The organism is Nostoc sp. 2RC (assembly GCF_014222165.1).
GTDB lineage: Bacteria > Cyanobacteriota > Cyanobacteriia > Cyanobacteriales > Nostocaceae > Nostoc > Nostoc linckia.
Map to the genome: position 1 here is coordinate 1 of NZ_JACKZU010000195.1, position 15,045 is coordinate 15,045.

The 15,045-nt window shown below is 40.9% G+C and carries 11 protein-coding genes and 1 pseudogene; 6 read left to right on the forward strand and 6 right to left on the reverse strand.

Features of this window, described 5'->3' with window-relative positions; all coding sequences use genetic code 11:
• Nucleotides 1-496: 496 nt before the first annotated feature.
• Nucleotides 497-1,693, forward strand: coding sequence for an MFS transporter (locus GNE10_RS20660; RefSeq protein ID WP_185566772.1), 1,197 nt, complete (start codon nucleotides 497-499; stop codon nucleotides 1,691-1,693).
• Nucleotides 1,694-2,084: 391 nt separating this feature from the next.
• Here GNE10_RS20660 and GNE10_RS20665 read toward each other — a convergent pair whose 3' ends face one another.
• From GNE10_RS20665 to GNE10_RS20675, 3 genes and pseudogenes are all read right to left on the reverse strand, one after another.
• A complete protein-coding gene (locus GNE10_RS20665) occupies nucleotides 2,085-2,303 on the reverse strand; it encodes a hypothetical protein (RefSeq protein ID WP_099071625.1) in 219 nt (72 codons plus the stop codon).
• Nucleotides 2,304-2,487: 184 nt separating this feature from the next.
• Nucleotides 2,488-3,561, reverse strand: a pseudogene (gene nrdJ / locus GNE10_RS20670) (ribonucleoside-triphosphate reductase, adenosylcobalamin-dependent); the annotation flags it as partial.
• 311 nt (nucleotides 3,562-3,872) lie between these two features.
• Entirely contained in the window at nucleotides 3,873-6,326 is a 2,454-nt protein-coding gene (locus tag GNE10_RS20675) for an LAGLIDADG family homing endonuclease (protein ID WP_260446963.1), read from the reverse strand.
• Between the two features lie 235 nt (nucleotides 6,327-6,561).
• Here GNE10_RS20675 and GNE10_RS20680 point away from each other — a divergent pair, with 235 nt between their 5' ends.
• Together GNE10_RS20680 and GNE10_RS20685 are read left to right on the forward strand one after the other, a co-directional pair.
• Entirely contained in the window at nucleotides 6,562-7,281 is a 720-nt protein-coding gene (locus GNE10_RS20680) for a Uma2 family endonuclease (protein WP_185566773.1), read from the forward strand.
• A gap of 81 nt (nucleotides 7,282-7,362) precedes the next feature.
• Complete coding sequence (locus GNE10_RS20685) at nucleotides 7,363-7,947, forward strand: Npun_F5749 family FMN-dependent PPOX-type flavoprotein (protein ID WP_185566774.1); 585 nt, start codon at nucleotides 7,363-7,365, stop codon at nucleotides 7,945-7,947.
• 76 nt (nucleotides 7,948-8,023) lie between these two features.
• On the opposite strand, the gene cysE is transcribed toward GNE10_RS20685, so the two are convergent.
• From cysE to GNE10_RS20700, 3 genes are all read right to left on the reverse strand, one after another.
• Nucleotides 8,024-8,791, reverse strand: a complete 768-nt coding sequence (gene cysE, locus GNE10_RS20690) for a serine O-acetyltransferase (protein ID WP_185566775.1) — start codon at nucleotides 8,789-8,791, stop codon at nucleotides 8,024-8,026.
• A 160-nt stretch (nucleotides 8,792-8,951) separates the two neighbouring features.
• Complete coding sequence (locus tag GNE10_RS20695) at nucleotides 8,952-9,440, reverse strand: hypothetical protein (RefSeq protein WP_185566776.1); 489 nt, start codon at nucleotides 9,438-9,440, stop codon at nucleotides 8,952-8,954.
• A 356-nt stretch (nucleotides 9,441-9,796) separates the two neighbouring features.
• Nucleotides 9,797-11,470, reverse strand: a complete 1,674-nt coding sequence (locus GNE10_RS20700; RefSeq protein WP_185566777.1) for a DUF3352 domain-containing protein — start codon at nucleotides 11,468-11,470, stop codon at nucleotides 9,797-9,799.
• A 163-nt stretch (nucleotides 11,471-11,633) separates the two neighbouring features.
• Here GNE10_RS20700 and GNE10_RS20705 point away from each other — a divergent pair, with 163 nt between their 5' ends.
• From GNE10_RS20705 to GNE10_RS20715, 3 genes are all read left to right on the forward strand, one after another.
• On the forward strand, nucleotides 11,634-11,993 hold the full coding sequence (locus GNE10_RS20705) for a rhodanese-like domain-containing protein (RefSeq protein WP_099072948.1): 360 nt from the start codon (nucleotides 11,634-11,636) through the stop codon (nucleotides 11,991-11,993).
• Between the two features lie 586 nt (nucleotides 11,994-12,579).
• Nucleotides 12,580-13,677 carry a heat-inducible transcriptional repressor HrcA gene (gene hrcA, locus GNE10_RS20710; RefSeq protein WP_099071109.1) on the forward strand — a complete coding sequence of 366 codons (1,098 nt, stop codon included), beginning with the start codon at nucleotides 12,580-12,582 and terminating at the stop codon, nucleotides 13,675-13,677.
• Between the two features lie 12 nt (nucleotides 13,678-13,689).
• On the forward strand, nucleotides 13,690-14,367 hold the full coding sequence (locus GNE10_RS20715) for a DUF2834 domain-containing protein (protein ID WP_185566778.1): 678 nt from the start codon (nucleotides 13,690-13,692) through the stop codon (nucleotides 14,365-14,367).
• Nucleotides 14,368-15,045: the final 678 nt, after the last annotated feature.

Here is a 15,045-nt window from a genome sequence, read left to right on the forward strand (position 1 = left end):
TGGGCATTGGGCATTGGGCATTGGGCATTGGGCATTGGGCATTGGGCATTGGGCAGAGGAGAAAAATTTGTACAACAACTCTCCCCTGCTCCCTGCCCCCTGCCCCCTGCCTTATCCCAACAATAATTATTTACATCGGTCTACTTACCTTGACAGTATCGGTACAATCACCTTGTACCAGTTGCGTCAGTTATATAAATACACATGTACTATGATTTAGCGATCGCCTGTGCCAGTTGCGTAAGTACTGGTATTAAGAGTTTCCTTTCTACACAAATGTTTTCAGGAATCAAATCAGATTCCCATAACAATCCCAAATAATTTGTGAAATATTACGTATTATGGTTTTTGACAGTCAACAGTCAACAGTCAACAATCAACAGTTAACACTGACATTCTTCACAACTCAAATAGCATTGCTATATGTATTTATCTGATTCTTTAACTTCCACAACTCCTCAATTCTGAATTGTGACTTGATACACAGGGTAATCTGATGAATTCGCCAAAAGATAACAGCCAACTTGAACGGCAAAAGCCAGTTTATCTAGAGCTAAATTTCCACATAGTTTGTGCAGTTTCTCTCATAGCTGTTATCGGAGTTTCTAGCATAACTCCAGCTTTTCCCCAGTTAGTTGAAAAATTCAATATAAAGCTCAATGATTTGGGGTTATTGATTGCAATATTTACATTGCCTGGTTTAATTTTAGGGCCAATTATCGGAATTTTGGCTGATAGATGGGGTAGAAAGAAAATTCTCGTACCTGCATTGTTTTTATTTGGCATTGCTGGTACAGCTTGCGCCTTGGCCCGCGATTTTAATTTACTGTTATACTTGCGTTTTTTACAAGGAATTGGTGTTGCTCCTTTGCTTTCTTTAAGTATCACTTTAATCGGCGATTTATATACCGGAAATAGACGTGCAGAGGCAATGGGTTACAGCGCAAGTATCAGTAGCATTGGCACGGCAACGTATCCCATAATTGGTGGTGCATTGGCCACAATGGGTTGGTATTATCCTTTTATGTTACCGATGTTAGCAATTCCTCTAGGATTGCTTGTATTGTTTAGACTGAAGAACCCAGAACCACAAAGTGATAGGAATTTCAAAAGTTATTTAAGAAATGCAGGGAAAGTTCTCAAAAATCGTCAATTATTTGGACTATTTATTGCCAGCGCAGCTAACTTTGTTTTTCTTTATGGTATTCATATCACCTATTTACCGCTGTTAATTAATGATATCTTCAACGCGCCACCTACTATTATCGGCTTGTTACTTTCTAGCGTTTCCATATCAATTACCATCGCATCTACCCAGTTGGGCAAATTGGCTAGAAAATTTACCCCTACTAATTTAATTAGTGCCTCTTACATCTTTTATGGATTAGCGATGTTAATAATTCCTTTTGTGCCCAATCTTTGGTTACTATTAATTCCCAGTATAATTTTTGGTATTGGTCTTGGTATTGGTTTTCCTAGTATCCAAACCTTATTAGCAGATTTAGCACCAAAAGAATATTTAGCGACAATCATATCTGTCAACGGGACATTTTTCGGTTTAGGACAAACATTAGGGCCGCTTTTGATGGGCTACGTCTTTGATTTTGGTGGAATTACTAGCGTATATTATGCAGGGGCGGGTTTCGCAGTTGTGATGTTTTTTTTATTTAGGTACTGCATTTCCATGTCATAAATTTTGATATCATCCCCCGGCTTTACGCGGCGGGGATTTCGAGTCATTAGTTATTAGTCATTAGTCATCAGTAGTTATATTGAATTTATTGTATTCAATTACATTGAGCGAAACTTAAGTGTAATACTAATGACTAATGACGACTTGGCGACAATTCCTCCCATAGCAATCCTAAATAATTTATGAAATATTACGTGTTAGGGTTTTTGACTGTTAACCGTTGACAGTCAACAGTCAACGGTTAACAGTTAACACCGATATTGTTCACAACTGAAATAGGATTGCTATATCCCTAGAAGGAATGGGAGGAATTGTCGTCTTTCGGTGACAGATGGAATGAGACCTATTACTTGGTCAAATTGATTAACTGAATTTGGGATTGATGAACAATTTAGTCAATTGCAATCCGCTGAGGGCCAGTGGCTTTACCATTATTTACCTCTGTTGTATTGGAAGTGGAACTACTTGAGTATTTTTGTTGATCTAGCCAGCTTTTAACGGGGTCATCTGCAAGATTGAGTCGAAGCACACCGGAGAATAACCCACCGAGAAACGAGACTGGGTGCTGGGTAAATTCTTTGAATATGGGTGACAATTCATCAATGAACATTAAAAGTCTCCTAACTCTACCGTAAAAAATTATTACTTTTTAATTAATCGTAACGTGTAAGGGCATGGGGCATGGGGTATGCAAAAACAAGGGAGAGGGGGTAGATAAGGGAGAAAGATGGCTATCTTACCTTATCTACCTTGTCTACCTTGTCTACCTTGTCCCCCTTGTCTCCCCATCTCCCCTATGAACTTGGTTCCTGTTCGGGAAACATACACTTATCAGAGTCACAACCACTGGGGCCGGCTTCTGACATTTCGCCTAAATCATAGCGGCTGAGGGCTGCACAGAAATCATCTGTTTTGCGCCGTGCTTTGACTTCTTGAATTAAACGATGGCAAGTTGCTTTATCTATTGGTTCAAAGGGCAAACGTGGGAAGGATTGTAAATCGTCAAATCTAGCTAAAAGAGCTGCGGAAATATATCCTTCATCATTTTGAATGGTTTCGTAAATCCGCTGTCCGAGACTCTCGATTTCATCAGAACGTAGTTCTAAAGTTGCTGAGGTGTTGTGACTCACATAATGGCGTTGAACCTGGAGGACAAAATCAAATTGCGCTAACACTGAAAACTTAGAAACATCAATTTCATCAGCACCAGGTAAATCAGCCCAAGAGACAGCAACGGGAATTTCTACTAACCATTCACTCACACGTGAATCGAAAGGATCGTTGAGTAAATTACCGTGTTCGTCTTTGTCTGATTGCGAGGGAATGACATTGTAACCATACTCAATACAAGCTAAAGCTACGGGGTCATTTTTGCCGAAGGTGATGCGGCGAATAAATCTTTGGGCTTTGGGGGGATGCCATCCGGAACTGGCATTAGTTAATAAAGCTTTTGTGCCGCTTGGTTGGACAGTAGTACAGCGATTTGGACGTTTGAGATTGTGGCGATCGCAATAATCCCAAACAACTCGATGCACAGTATCTTTCCAAAAGCTTAAATATTTTTCTTCCTCGCGCTTAAATGCCAATCCTTGGGGAGTGGCGGGTCTTCCTGCTTCCCACCAACGCAGCCAATCAACACCAAAAGCATGAACAAAGAAATCAAATAAACCCGTAAAAGAAACTCCCACAATTGGGTCTATTTCACGGCTGTATTGATAGCGTGGTTCTTGGAATTTGTGGTTTAAAAGTGCTGCTACAGATAGTGCCCCAGCGGTGAAAGCCTCTTCTTGTTCTTTATAGTTAAATGGGTCAATTTGATTGAGATGAACCTCAGACAAATTACAGTGGAAATTAGAACCGATGATTTCCAATTTTGTTATCCTAAAGGCTTTTTATCCTCTAGTTCTACTGCTTGATGATTTGCAGTAGCTCCGCGTACATTTTGCATATGTAACAACCCCTTAGGACAAATCAAAGCTCAAATTGGTTTTTAACTTTTGACTTGTTACATCTGCCCCCGCACTCTTGGAGAGATTATATTCTAGACACTCATTTGTGGTGTAATCTAGTTTCACTCTCTACGCTGTACGGTGTCAAAGGCTTATTACTTCCTTTGATTACCACGGGATTAGCATCTCAGCTTTCCCCGTTTTTGCGAGGTTTTTAACGTGAGGCAAAATCAATTACCACACGGATTTAGCCCATAGCGAGCTAAACGATGTTCTAGCTCATTAGCATCAAGCTGAGGATAGCGTTTTTGCAACCATTGTTTTGCTGTTCCTTGTTCGTAAGCTTTGAGGAAATCAACTTTTAAAGCCTGTGTTGGTAGCAAATCAATGTTTGCTCTGGCTACAGCTTCACCAGCCCATTGAATTGCACCTTCGCCACTGTAATATTGTTTGCGGACAGCATCAATACATTCTGCTAATGTAGGTTTGCGGTGAAAAACTCTGGTATGGTTGGCCATTCTCAAAGCATCGCGCTCTGGATCAATTCGCCAGTTCCCCTCTGCATCCTGTTGCCATAAATTATCCTTAGCTGTTGCTCCCAGGCTGTCATCAGCAGTAAACTGACGCATCCCGGCGCTGTTATGTGTGAGATAGCCGTCGCAGTAGAAACAATGAGCTTCATCGACTTCTATATCATAAGTCTGAACATAATCGTAACTGCCCAATCCTTTGACAGTGACGGGAATATCTAAGGAAATATCCGCCTCAGCAACGTAGCGTTCGTAATTAGCATCTACAGTGCGGGAACCCTGGAATCCCATGTCGCGCATTTCGCTGTAGCTGTAGGCTTCGTGCATGATTGCACCAGGAACGGTAAAACCATGCATTTTTAGACCTTGATGTAGTTCACCTTTAGCTGAGTGAGGCGCAATCAGGGCATTGTAACGCTCCTTTAGTGCTGGAATTGTCAAGTTGTACTTGACTTGCCAACTTGAATTTTGCGGATAAGTTGTGGTCAGTCTCCCAGCAATACCCAAGCTGGATAAAACTACACTGACTTGTCTGATAAATGAACGATAAACTGAGGTAATTAGGTGAGGAGGGCGGTTATTAACAGCGCCATCACTATCCATTAATCCTGCTAAATATGCAGCTCGGATATCTACTGAACCCTGGAAAATAAAATTAGGAACAGCTAGGGCAACATTTGGCTGCTTAATATAACGATGGAAATACTCAGCTAGACGAATTGATGAACAGATGGACTTGGCTGTGTTTTCACCTTTAGTAATGCTATGAACAGCACTTAACCCAAATAAAGCTAAACAAGCATCAATTTTGCTCTGGATTCTAGTTGTAACTTCAGCATACAGGCTGTTCATTGACCACTCAACACGGCCGTAGGGTTTATTGTGTTTATTACGACCAAGAGCTACATAACCATCACCGTGTGTAAACCCAATAAGCCAAGCTATTTCCGCAGTTAGTTCCGGAATAACAAAAGATTTGGCTCCTTGACTTTGGCAAGGACGAAATTCAGTAAAATCTGCGGGTAAATGGGTAACTGTTCCTGGTAGAACTTGTTTGTTGTGCAGTAGGCGATCGCCTGCTTTTAAACTAGCAATATCTTTCCAGACAATGCCGCCTTTAGCATCCGCCAATACTGCTTGTCTATGGTTTAAAGTTGCTCTGGGATAAGTAGCATTAGTTTCAATTTCATAGACATCTTGAAACCCTTGGTCAAATTTATCAACAACCCGCCGGAATCCCAAAGGAGTTTGTACCAAATCACCTATTTGTACATCACGAATGGGAACTAGTCCTTTAGCTGTATGTACCAAAGCATCTTCAGGTAAACACCGCCGGATATTACCAGCCACAATTGTCACCGCAGCTTCATCAATTAATAGACAACATTCAACAGAAGTTAATTGTCGCCCTTTGGCTTTATTCAGAATGGATGCACAACGCTGATAAAGTCCTGGCAATTTCACAGGATTCGCAACTCCCCCAAAGCCATTGAGAGTTTCTCCGGCTTTGCGGACATCACTAATATCAACTAAAACTTCAACATCTGAAGAAAAACGTTCATCTGTAGAGAGTTCCAACAGAGTTTGATATGATTCAACCCAACCTTCGCGGCTATCTCCAACGTAGATAGTAACTTTGTTACCTTCTATAAGTGTTTGTGTAAATTCACGACGCTCAATTCTAACAGTACTACCAAGTTCACCTTGTACGCTAACGTTCAAATGGTTACGGATGGGGGGCAACTGGTTAATATATTGTGGTTCTAGAATAGCTCCAGTACCACAGCCCATCATTGCCAAATCCATCATTAATCCGAAAGCACTCCAGTCTTGGAGATTGGTGGAGGTACAATTATAAGCACCGGAAAAATTCTTTGGCTTCCTAATCCAGTCTGTACCCCCAACCCACAACCAGCGCCCGCTAGGCATAGCTTTCAAATTGCGCTGCATCCGCTCTAATATGGCAACTTCTTCTCTTGTGAGTTTTCCTAACTCTATTAAGCCTTGTAAAGTGCGATCGCATACCTCATCCCATGTTTCCCTCAACCCTGCCTCAGTACGGCGGCTATAGGTTCTAAAAAATACAGGATTAGCAGCAGGAGCAGTCTCAGGGAACCCTCCGCTCTGGCGTTTTCTTTCAAGCTTCTGAACCATAAATCAAGTCTTGTTGCGTGCGAACAGATTATGACTATACGCCAAGTAGATTTAGGATTAAAGATTGTCAAATTGTCCACTTTACGCTAGCGCTATATCGTACTAATTGCAACATAACTTCATGATATATAATATTCATCATTCCTACGTAAAATTTATTTACTAAGTTTGAATTGCTACAGATGGTTGATGAATAAATCTTCCCATTCTCCACTCGCGAAACAATAAATTCATCATGCTAGAGTACAATCCATTAGCTTGTTTGCCCTCATCTGAGGAATTACCAGACTCAGACGATACCCCTGTGGATAACGAATTACAAGATTTAATTCCTGGTTTACTCAAAGCAATACTCGCAATTGCTTGGCCGGAACGTATGGATTGGTTTTTTGGCGTAGATATGGGTATTTATTATGACCCAGATTTGCCAGCAATAGTCCCAGATGGGTTTTTGAGTTTGGGGGTAGAGCGATTTTATGATGAAAACCTCCGCCCCAGTTATGTGCTTTGGGAAGAGAAGAAAGTACCGATATTAGTCTTAGAAGTAGTATCTCAAAAATACCGTGGTGAATACTCCACTAAAAAAATAGAGTATGCAAAATTGGGAATTTTGTATTATGTTGTTTACAACCCATTTCGTCGCCGCAAACGACGTTTAGAAGTTTATAAATTAGTAAATAATATTTACGAATTACATGATGGTAATCCAGTTTGGTTGCCAGAAATAGGTTTAGGAATTGGCATCGAAAGAGGAACTTATCTAGGGATACCACGGGAGTGGGTGTATTGGTATAATCAACAAGGACAAAGGTTTTTAACGCCAGAAGAAGATAGAAAACTTGCTCAACAACAAGCCCACCAAGCGCAACAACAAGCCCACCAAGCACAACAAGAAGTTCAATTATTACGACAACGGTTGCGATCGCTCGGCATAGATCCTGATTCTCTCACGTGAATTACTGTTAGAAAACTCTAACAAAAGTATCTTTAAGATTTAGAAATCTCATTTAATTATTTTTAGCAACACAACTGTAAAATGACACTGGCTCCTTGGCGAAGTACCATCGCCCACGCCCTCCACCGCAACCGTAGCCTTGTTTACGCCCGTTACCTACAACTAGCAACGGTACAAGCAAACAATCGCCCCGCTAATCGGACTGTAGTCTTTCGCGGCTTTCTCGAAGATACCAACCAGCTAAAATTTATCACCGACAGCCGTAGCGCCAAAACCGACCAAATAGTGCAACAACCTTGGGCCGAAGCTTGCTGGTACTTCCCCAACACGCGAGAACAATTCCGCATCGCTGGCTGTTTGACTTTGGTAGGTAATGATAATTCCCACAAAGATTTACAGCCAGCACGCATTTCCACCTGGCAAGAACTGAGTGATGCAGCGCGTTTACAATTTGCTTGGCCTCATCCTGGTAAACCCAGAGTTATGGAATCACAAGCCTTTGAGCCACCAGCACCAAACTGTGTGCAACCAGTACCTAATTTTTGTTTGCTGCTACTAGACCCATTGGAGGTAGACCATTTAGAACTGCGCGGCGAACCACAAAATAGAAGACTCTATCACCGCGATGGAAATCAACAATGGTTATGTGAAGAAATTAATCCTTAATTTTGTCAGTTAGAAGCGCCCCATAATTTTTATTCCTAACTCCCAACTCCCAACTCCAAACTCCCAACTCCTAACTTTATATCCCCGCACCATCTAAAAACTGTTGTATTGCTTTATCTCTGAGGCTACACACAGGAGCATTTTCTGATAACTCAGCTTCCTTGGAGGCTACAGAACCCGCCAATACAGGAGTTTTTTCATTTGAAGAATGAATACGCTGAAGATTTTGTATTTGTTCTTCTAACAATTCGATTCGATTTACCAAAGCGCGAATTACTTCAGCTTCTGAGTCTGGCAAATTATTGTGTTCTAGTGGTGCAACTCTCACTCCAGAACGATACACAATACGGCCAGGTACTCCCACCACTGTGCAATCAGAGGGGACATCCCTGAGGACAACTGACCCAGCACCAATACGGACATTATTGCCAATTTGGATATTTCCCAGGACTTTCGCTCCCGCACCGACTACAACATTTTCACCCAATGTAGGATGGCGCTTACCGCATTGTTTACCAGTTCCCCCAAGGGTGACACCTTGATAAATTAGTGCATAGTCTCCCACGATCGCAGTTTCACCAATTACCACACCCATACCGTGGTCAATGAATACGCCATATCCAATTGTTGCACCAGGGTGGATTTCAATTCCAGTCAAAAACCGAGCCAAGTAAGAAATCAAACGGGGAATAAAGGGAAGACCAACACTATGAAGCCAGTGAGCCAGCCTATGCAATAACAGGGCTTGCAAACCAGGGTAACAAAATAAAACTTCCAACCAGTTACGGGCAGCTGGGTCACGTTCAAATATGATACGAAAGTCAGCACTCAGAGTAGATAGCACGAGATAGTACCCTCGGAAAGCACAACAAGCTACTATCCCATATTATCGTCTTAGGTGTTGCATAAAAAATGGGCAATGGGGCATAGGGCATAGGGCATAGGGCATGGAAGTTAGGAGTTAGGAGTTATTCACCTTGTCCCCCTGTCTCCCCATCTCCCCATTACTGCTCCACTGTGACAGTATAATCTCGCTTCATTCCAGGATTAAATGTGCCTACCCAAATGCGATAGGTGCCTTTTTTCCAGTTGCGATCGCTAATGCTAGCATCTTTACTTTTGCCAGTGTCATCGCCGCAGCGAATGGTAGCTTTATCTGGCCCTTGGATGAGTAAGGTAGTATCGTTGTTATTGCTATCTATCTGTACTGTCAACTGGGAAAAGTCATTTTCCAAAACCATAATATGATCTGGATTCGGATCGGCAAAACCGATACAGGCTTTTTGTTCGCGATCGCGGTTACTAATAGCAGATAATGAGTAAGAACCACCTGTAAATCCCTGCACTTTTCCTTGTGCTGGGTCAAAGTTTGTTGATAGCGTCAAAGTACCAAAATTTGCTGTCTGTGCTATCGCAGGGGTAGCTGCTAAGGCTGTAATTATAGCTAACAACCAGCCGCGACTAAATTTAAGCCGGGGGCGACAGTATTTCATAGTAGCCCTCCAACAGGCTTGAATAATAGTAGTCATATATACATAATTGTAGTTAAAAAATTACTGTGAAATTTCTATTCGATGTGCCACATTCAAATGTGCCACAATTCATGATTTTACAAAGCATACAGGTAATTGCTATCGCAATCCTATTTTAATTGTGAACAATATCGGTGTTAACTGTTGAGTGTTGACTGTTAGCACTCAACAAAGTTAACACTTAATATTTAAGAAATTATTTTGGATTCCCCTATTTTGTATCTCGTTATCAACGAGCGAGTAAAATTTTTGCACGAAAACAAAGTACATAAAATTAAAAATTTTAACTTTATGTACTTTTAGTTAATGCGAACATTTCAGGAATTATTTAGTTGGAAAAAGATGCCACCTTTGAGGGCTTGTGTGTTAGTTCCATAACTACTAACTGTAAGCGATCGCAAGTTATTAAAAAACGGTTTTCCGACAACTTCCACTAACTTGAGAATTGGAATTTTACGCTCTAATAAATCCTGACTTTTTGCCCAATCAAGATAGATATAGCCTTGGTTTGGTCGAGGAATTACGGCAATACTTTCTTGAAAATTAGGATTGTTAATTAAGGAGTTTTCCTTGGCTGTGAAAATTTCATCCATTGTCTCAAGGTCTGAGGTGAAAATTTCGTAATTTCCTAAAGTTGTATGCGCTCCTCTAACTTTTGCTTCAATGGTGAATGATGGTCGATTGTTGTCATTGGTTTTTTTACTAGCTGTAGTTAACTCTGTCCAAGCAGTAATTTTTTGGTTGTCTATGGTTACAGGACTGATGGTAAGTCCATTAGATGAAGCGATGGTGTCTAGCTTCGCCACGCCTTGTTCTACACCCTCTGATTTTTCCGCAACAAAAATCCAACGGGGAGTTGTTTGTTTTTGAGGTAATAATGCTATGGCATATTCTCCCTGTACCCAAGTGAAAATATCCTTTGGCAAATTTACTCCCCAAATTTTTTGAACATCGCCCAATGGTTTTAGTAACTGAGAAACCACATCTTCTTGGGAACCATATATAGTTGCTGGTGCTTGTTTCCAAAGTTTGGCTACATCAGTGTTAGCTAAATTACTCAAATTTGAGCCAGAAATTGCCAAACCTGCTGATGATGGAATATATTGCAATGCTCCCACAGGTTTTGTTAATGATGGCGATGGAGAAACACTTTCTAATGAACTGACAAAGGCTGTTTCTGCTAGCAATCCTTTGGGCTTCAACAACAGAGAAATTATTTCACTGTTATATGTTTGTTCGGCTAATTCTAATCCTTGCCATTTTGCCACAATGGGAAGATTTAAGAAAGCTACAGCTATACTACCTTTGGGTAGTTCTTTGGTAGCTTTTTGGTATTCAAATGAGCTAGTCAAATTCAAATCGGGGGCTTGGACGTTATTAATGGCCTCGCGCAGCACTTTCGCATCGTTAGCAAACAAAACAAAACCTCCGCCAACTACAGCACCAGCTAAGTTATTTTGGATTTTAGTTTCTGCTATTCCTTGGGGATTGTCAGAAATTAGCTTTATGCCTTTGTATTCTTCAACATTTAAGTTTGCTCCAGCTAAAGCTCGTTTGGAAAATAACAACTCGACAAACTCGCGAGTTTTTTCTGGTTGCTTGGTCGCGAGTGCCAAAAGATACCCTGGTTGCTGTCCATTTTCCGGGTCGCGATCGAGATCTAGGGTGGTTATAGCGAGTGTAATTTCGTTACCTAGCCAGGGTTTAATATCTTCTTGGTAATCAATACCACTCTTAGCTAAGAAACTAGTTTTGAGTTTAGATAGTTCTCCATCTCTCTCCAACGCTTGCAAACTGTCAGGATTAGTCAGTAATGACACTATTACGGGAGAAAGTTTAGATACAAATATTGTTGCACCAGGCTGGGATGTAGGGCTTACGAGGCTAGCCGGATTTTTCGGGAAAAACCAGTAGAATAAAGCGATCGCAATGGCTAAAACGGCGATCGCACCAGCTACGATAAAACCGATGAATGGGCGTTGTCTATTCACATTAAACCTATTAAAAAAGATAGTTCACAGCCATTTAAGCAGAAAGAGGATGCGGAAAGACGTAAAGACGCATCCTCCCCGTTTCCCCTTGGGAATCAATGCTCATGCCAAGGCAGAGATTTTCTGTCAACATAAGTAAATTACAATTGTCTACAAAAATCTCATGACAGAGAACTCTTTTAGTCAGCTCATTGCCCACATTAGCGTACAGGAACTATCACAACGTCTCGCTTCAGGGGATCCAAGCATACAGCTAGTAGATGTACGCGAACCACAAGAATTGGCGATCGCTAGAATTGAGGGCTTTGTTAACTTACCTTTAAGTGAATTTCCCGAATGGGGCGATCAAGTACCGACTATCTTCAATCCCCAAGCTGAAACCCTTGTGCTGTGTCACCACGGTATCCGTTCTGCCCAGATGTGTCAGTGGTTAATTGCTCAAGGCTTCACTAATGTGCAAAATATTTCGGGCGGTATTGATGCCTACTCTAAATTAGTAGACCCTTCAATTCCCCAGTATTAGGGAATTCCAAAAAATAGATAACAGCAGATGACTGTTGACTGTTAACGGTTCGCAGTCAACAGTCAAAATTAGCAATAGACTTCTAAGAGAAGTGGGGAAAAGGGTAAGGGGTAAAGGGGAAAGGACAAATAAAAACCTTTTTCCCTTTAACCTTTTCCCTTTCCCCCTCTTGCAAAAGGTCTAATGTTATTGTAAAATTAACCGTCAATCAATTTGGGGGTTTCTTGGGGAAGCTTGGAACCTTACATAGGGTCTAGATTTATTCAGTTTTTAATTCCTAATTTAGCAGCGATCGCTACAAAAATACGTATTCGCTAATACTGTTCGCAATATATAGTTGTGCAAAAATACGGTTATAAAGCTATGAACTTGTAGATTAAGATAGTCGCTCTTTATAGCCAAAAATAAAATTATGTTTGCAGCAGAGCTTCCACCGTATTATACGCAGACTTTAAAAGTATTTATCACAATATAATTGTATAATCTATTAAATTAATTAATTATTAATAATTTTGTTTAGGATCGAATCCTCAACTTTTTCCAATCCAATTTTTGATTAAAATTTGCACTCAGCAAAGCATACTCTATGGAAGTCCAGTTGACCAATCGACAACAGCATATACTTTGGGCTACAGTACGTCATTACATTGCTACGGCAGAGCCTGTTGGTTCAAAGGCTTTGGTGGAAGAGTACGATTTGGGTGTTAGCTCAGCAACGATTCGTAATGTCATGGGTGTTTTAGAAAAGTCTGGGTTACTTTACCAACCACATACTTCTGCTGGAAGAGTACCTTCAGACTCAGGGTATCGCATTTATGTTGACCAGCTAATTACACCTTCTCTGAAAGACGTTACGCGAACAGAAATATTAGCAAAAGAAGTAGAAGTGGCACTGCAAAAGCGCCTACATTGGGAAGATTGGAGTTTAGAAACTTTGCTGCAAGGAGCTGCACAAATTTTAGCAACCTTGAGCGGCTGCATTAGCTTGATTACCATGCCTCAAACCACGACAGCACTGGTGCGACATCTACAATTAGTGCAAATTGACGCCGGAAAAATCATGCTGATTGTAGTGACTGATAATTATGAAACACACTCCAAATTAATGGATTTGTCGCTAGCACCAGAGGAAACACAACGGGAACCAGAAGTAATAGATCGCGAATTGCAAATTGTTTCTAACTTTTTGAATAGTCACTTACGAGGGCGGAGTTTGTTAGAATTAGCCTCTCTCGACTGGAGTCAATTAGATCGAGAATTTCAACGCTACGGCGAATTTCTCAAAACTTCAGTTGCAGAATTGACTCGTCGCACTCTAGCGCCCACTGCAACACAAATTATGGTTAGAGGTGTTGCAGAAGTTTTGCGTCAGCCGGAATTCTCGCAGTTACAACAAGTACAAACAATTATCCACCTCCTGGAAGAAGAACAAGACCAGCTATGGCGATTAATATTTGAAGAATCAGAGTCAGAAGATTTGGGTAAGTCCAAGGTAACCGTTCGCATTGGTGCAGAAAATCCCTTAGAACCGATACGTACTTGTAGTTTGATTTCTTCTACCTATCGCCGAGGTTCAATACCTGTGGGTAGTGTAGGAGTTTTAGGGCCAACACGCCTAGATTATGAAAGTGCGATCGCTGTTGTCGCTGCTGCTGCTGATTACCTTTCAGAAGCTTTCAGTTAATTTACAGAGATTATGGTGAGAAAAATTGCCTTTGGATTACTATGGCTGGGATTCATTGTCTATGCGTTTATCCTCTCGCCTCCCCAACAACCAGGCACATTCGAGTTGATTAAAAACCTTTCTCTTGGTCAATGGCAAGGTATTAATCCATTAGTAATAGCCCTATTCAACCTCATGGGCGTTTGGCCCCTCATCTACAGCGCAGTAGTGTTTATCGATGGTAGAGGGCAAAAAATACCTGCTTGGCTATTTGCGATCGCTTCTTTTGGGGTTGGTGCTTTTGCCCTATTGCCCTACTTAGCCCTTAGAGAACCAAATCAAAAATTTGTTGGTCAAAAGAATACTTTCTTCAAGCTGCTAGATTCTCGTGTAACTGGTTATGTTCTGACTTTAACTGCTGTGATTCTGGTTACCTACGGTTTAACCCAAGGAGATTGGACAGATTTTATCCAACAGTGGCAAACTAACCGCTTCATTCACGTCATGAGCCTCGATTTCTGTTTACTTTCCCTATTATTTCCGACATTAGTAAAAGATGATATGGCACGGCGTGGTTGGGAAAATCACCAAATGCTATGGATAACAGCCTTAATACCACTATTTGGCCCATTGATTTACTTATGTGTGCGTCCATCTTTACTAGAAGTTGATGCACAAAACATAACCGCTAAGCAACCAGCAGCAAATTAAAAAATTTGGTCTTGCCTAATAATTCAATAGTTGAGGTTGACGGAGGGATGGTGGATTATGTAATCCCAAAAATTCGTAATTGCAATTTAGTATATACTAGCTTAACATTACTTAATCTTTATAAGAGCGGCCAATCATATTATTTATAATGCTTATTTGTTATTTATTCTCAATAAACATATCTTTTCAAATACAATAGGACTTACACAAGTACTACTGTTTCATTGCGGCCGAAACAAAGTTTAGGCAAGCAATCCCAAAATTTTTGGCAATTACTCCTCTACAAAACGCTTGTCTGCGACACACTGCCCGAAAGCGTAGCTTGCTTGTCTATATCTTTAGTTTACTGTCACACGTCATACCAATTCACCAAAATATTGGTACACATACAACAACTCGTAGGGGCGAACTGCTGTTGGCCCATACTCAAAGGCTGTGCTTTGGGGGTGCGTAAATTCTAAGAAAAATTTTTTCTCAAAGTACTTTACAAAAATAAATACTTTGTTTTAAGATATGTAACAAGGTAGTCAAACCTACCTCATTTATTTGCACATAAACAACTGCATTTATAAAACAATGACAGCAACCATTCAACGTCGCGAAAGCGCCAACGTATGGGGTCGCTTCGCCAACTGGATAACCAGCACCAACAACCGCTTATACATCGGTTGGTTCGGC

Bases quoted from the DNA above. Each gene is read 5' to 3' on its own strand.
- GNE10_RS20660 (WP_185566772.1), top strand. From the start codon at position 497: ATGAATTCGCCAAAAGATAACAGCCAACTTGAACGGCAAAAGCCAGTT.
- GNE10_RS20665 (WP_099071625.1), bottom strand. From the start codon at position 2,303: ATGTTCATTGATGAATTGTCACCCATATTCAAAGAATTTACCCAGCAC.
- GNE10_RS20675 (WP_260446963.1), bottom strand. From the start codon at position 6,326: ATGGTTCAGAAGCTTGAAAGAAAACGCCAGAGCGGAGGGTTCCCTGAG.
- GNE10_RS20680 (WP_185566773.1), top strand. From the start codon at position 6,562: ATGCTAGAGTACAATCCATTAGCTTGTTTGCCCTCATCTGAGGAATTA.
- GNE10_RS20685 (WP_185566774.1), top strand. From the start codon at position 7,363: ATGACACTGGCTCCTTGGCGAAGTACCATCGCCCACGCCCTCCACCGC.
- GNE10_RS20695 (WP_185566776.1), bottom strand. From the start codon at position 9,440: ATGAAATACTGTCGCCCCCGGCTTAAATTTAGTCGCGGCTGGTTGTTA.
- GNE10_RS20705 (WP_099072948.1), top strand. From the start codon at position 11,634: ATGACAGAGAACTCTTTTAGTCAGCTCATTGCCCACATTAGCGTACAG.
- hrcA (WP_099071109.1), top strand. From the start codon at position 12,580: ATGGAAGTCCAGTTGACCAATCGACAACAGCATATACTTTGGGCTACA.
- GNE10_RS20715 (WP_185566778.1), top strand. From the start codon at position 13,690: ATGGTGAGAAAAATTGCCTTTGGATTACTATGGCTGGGATTCATTGTC.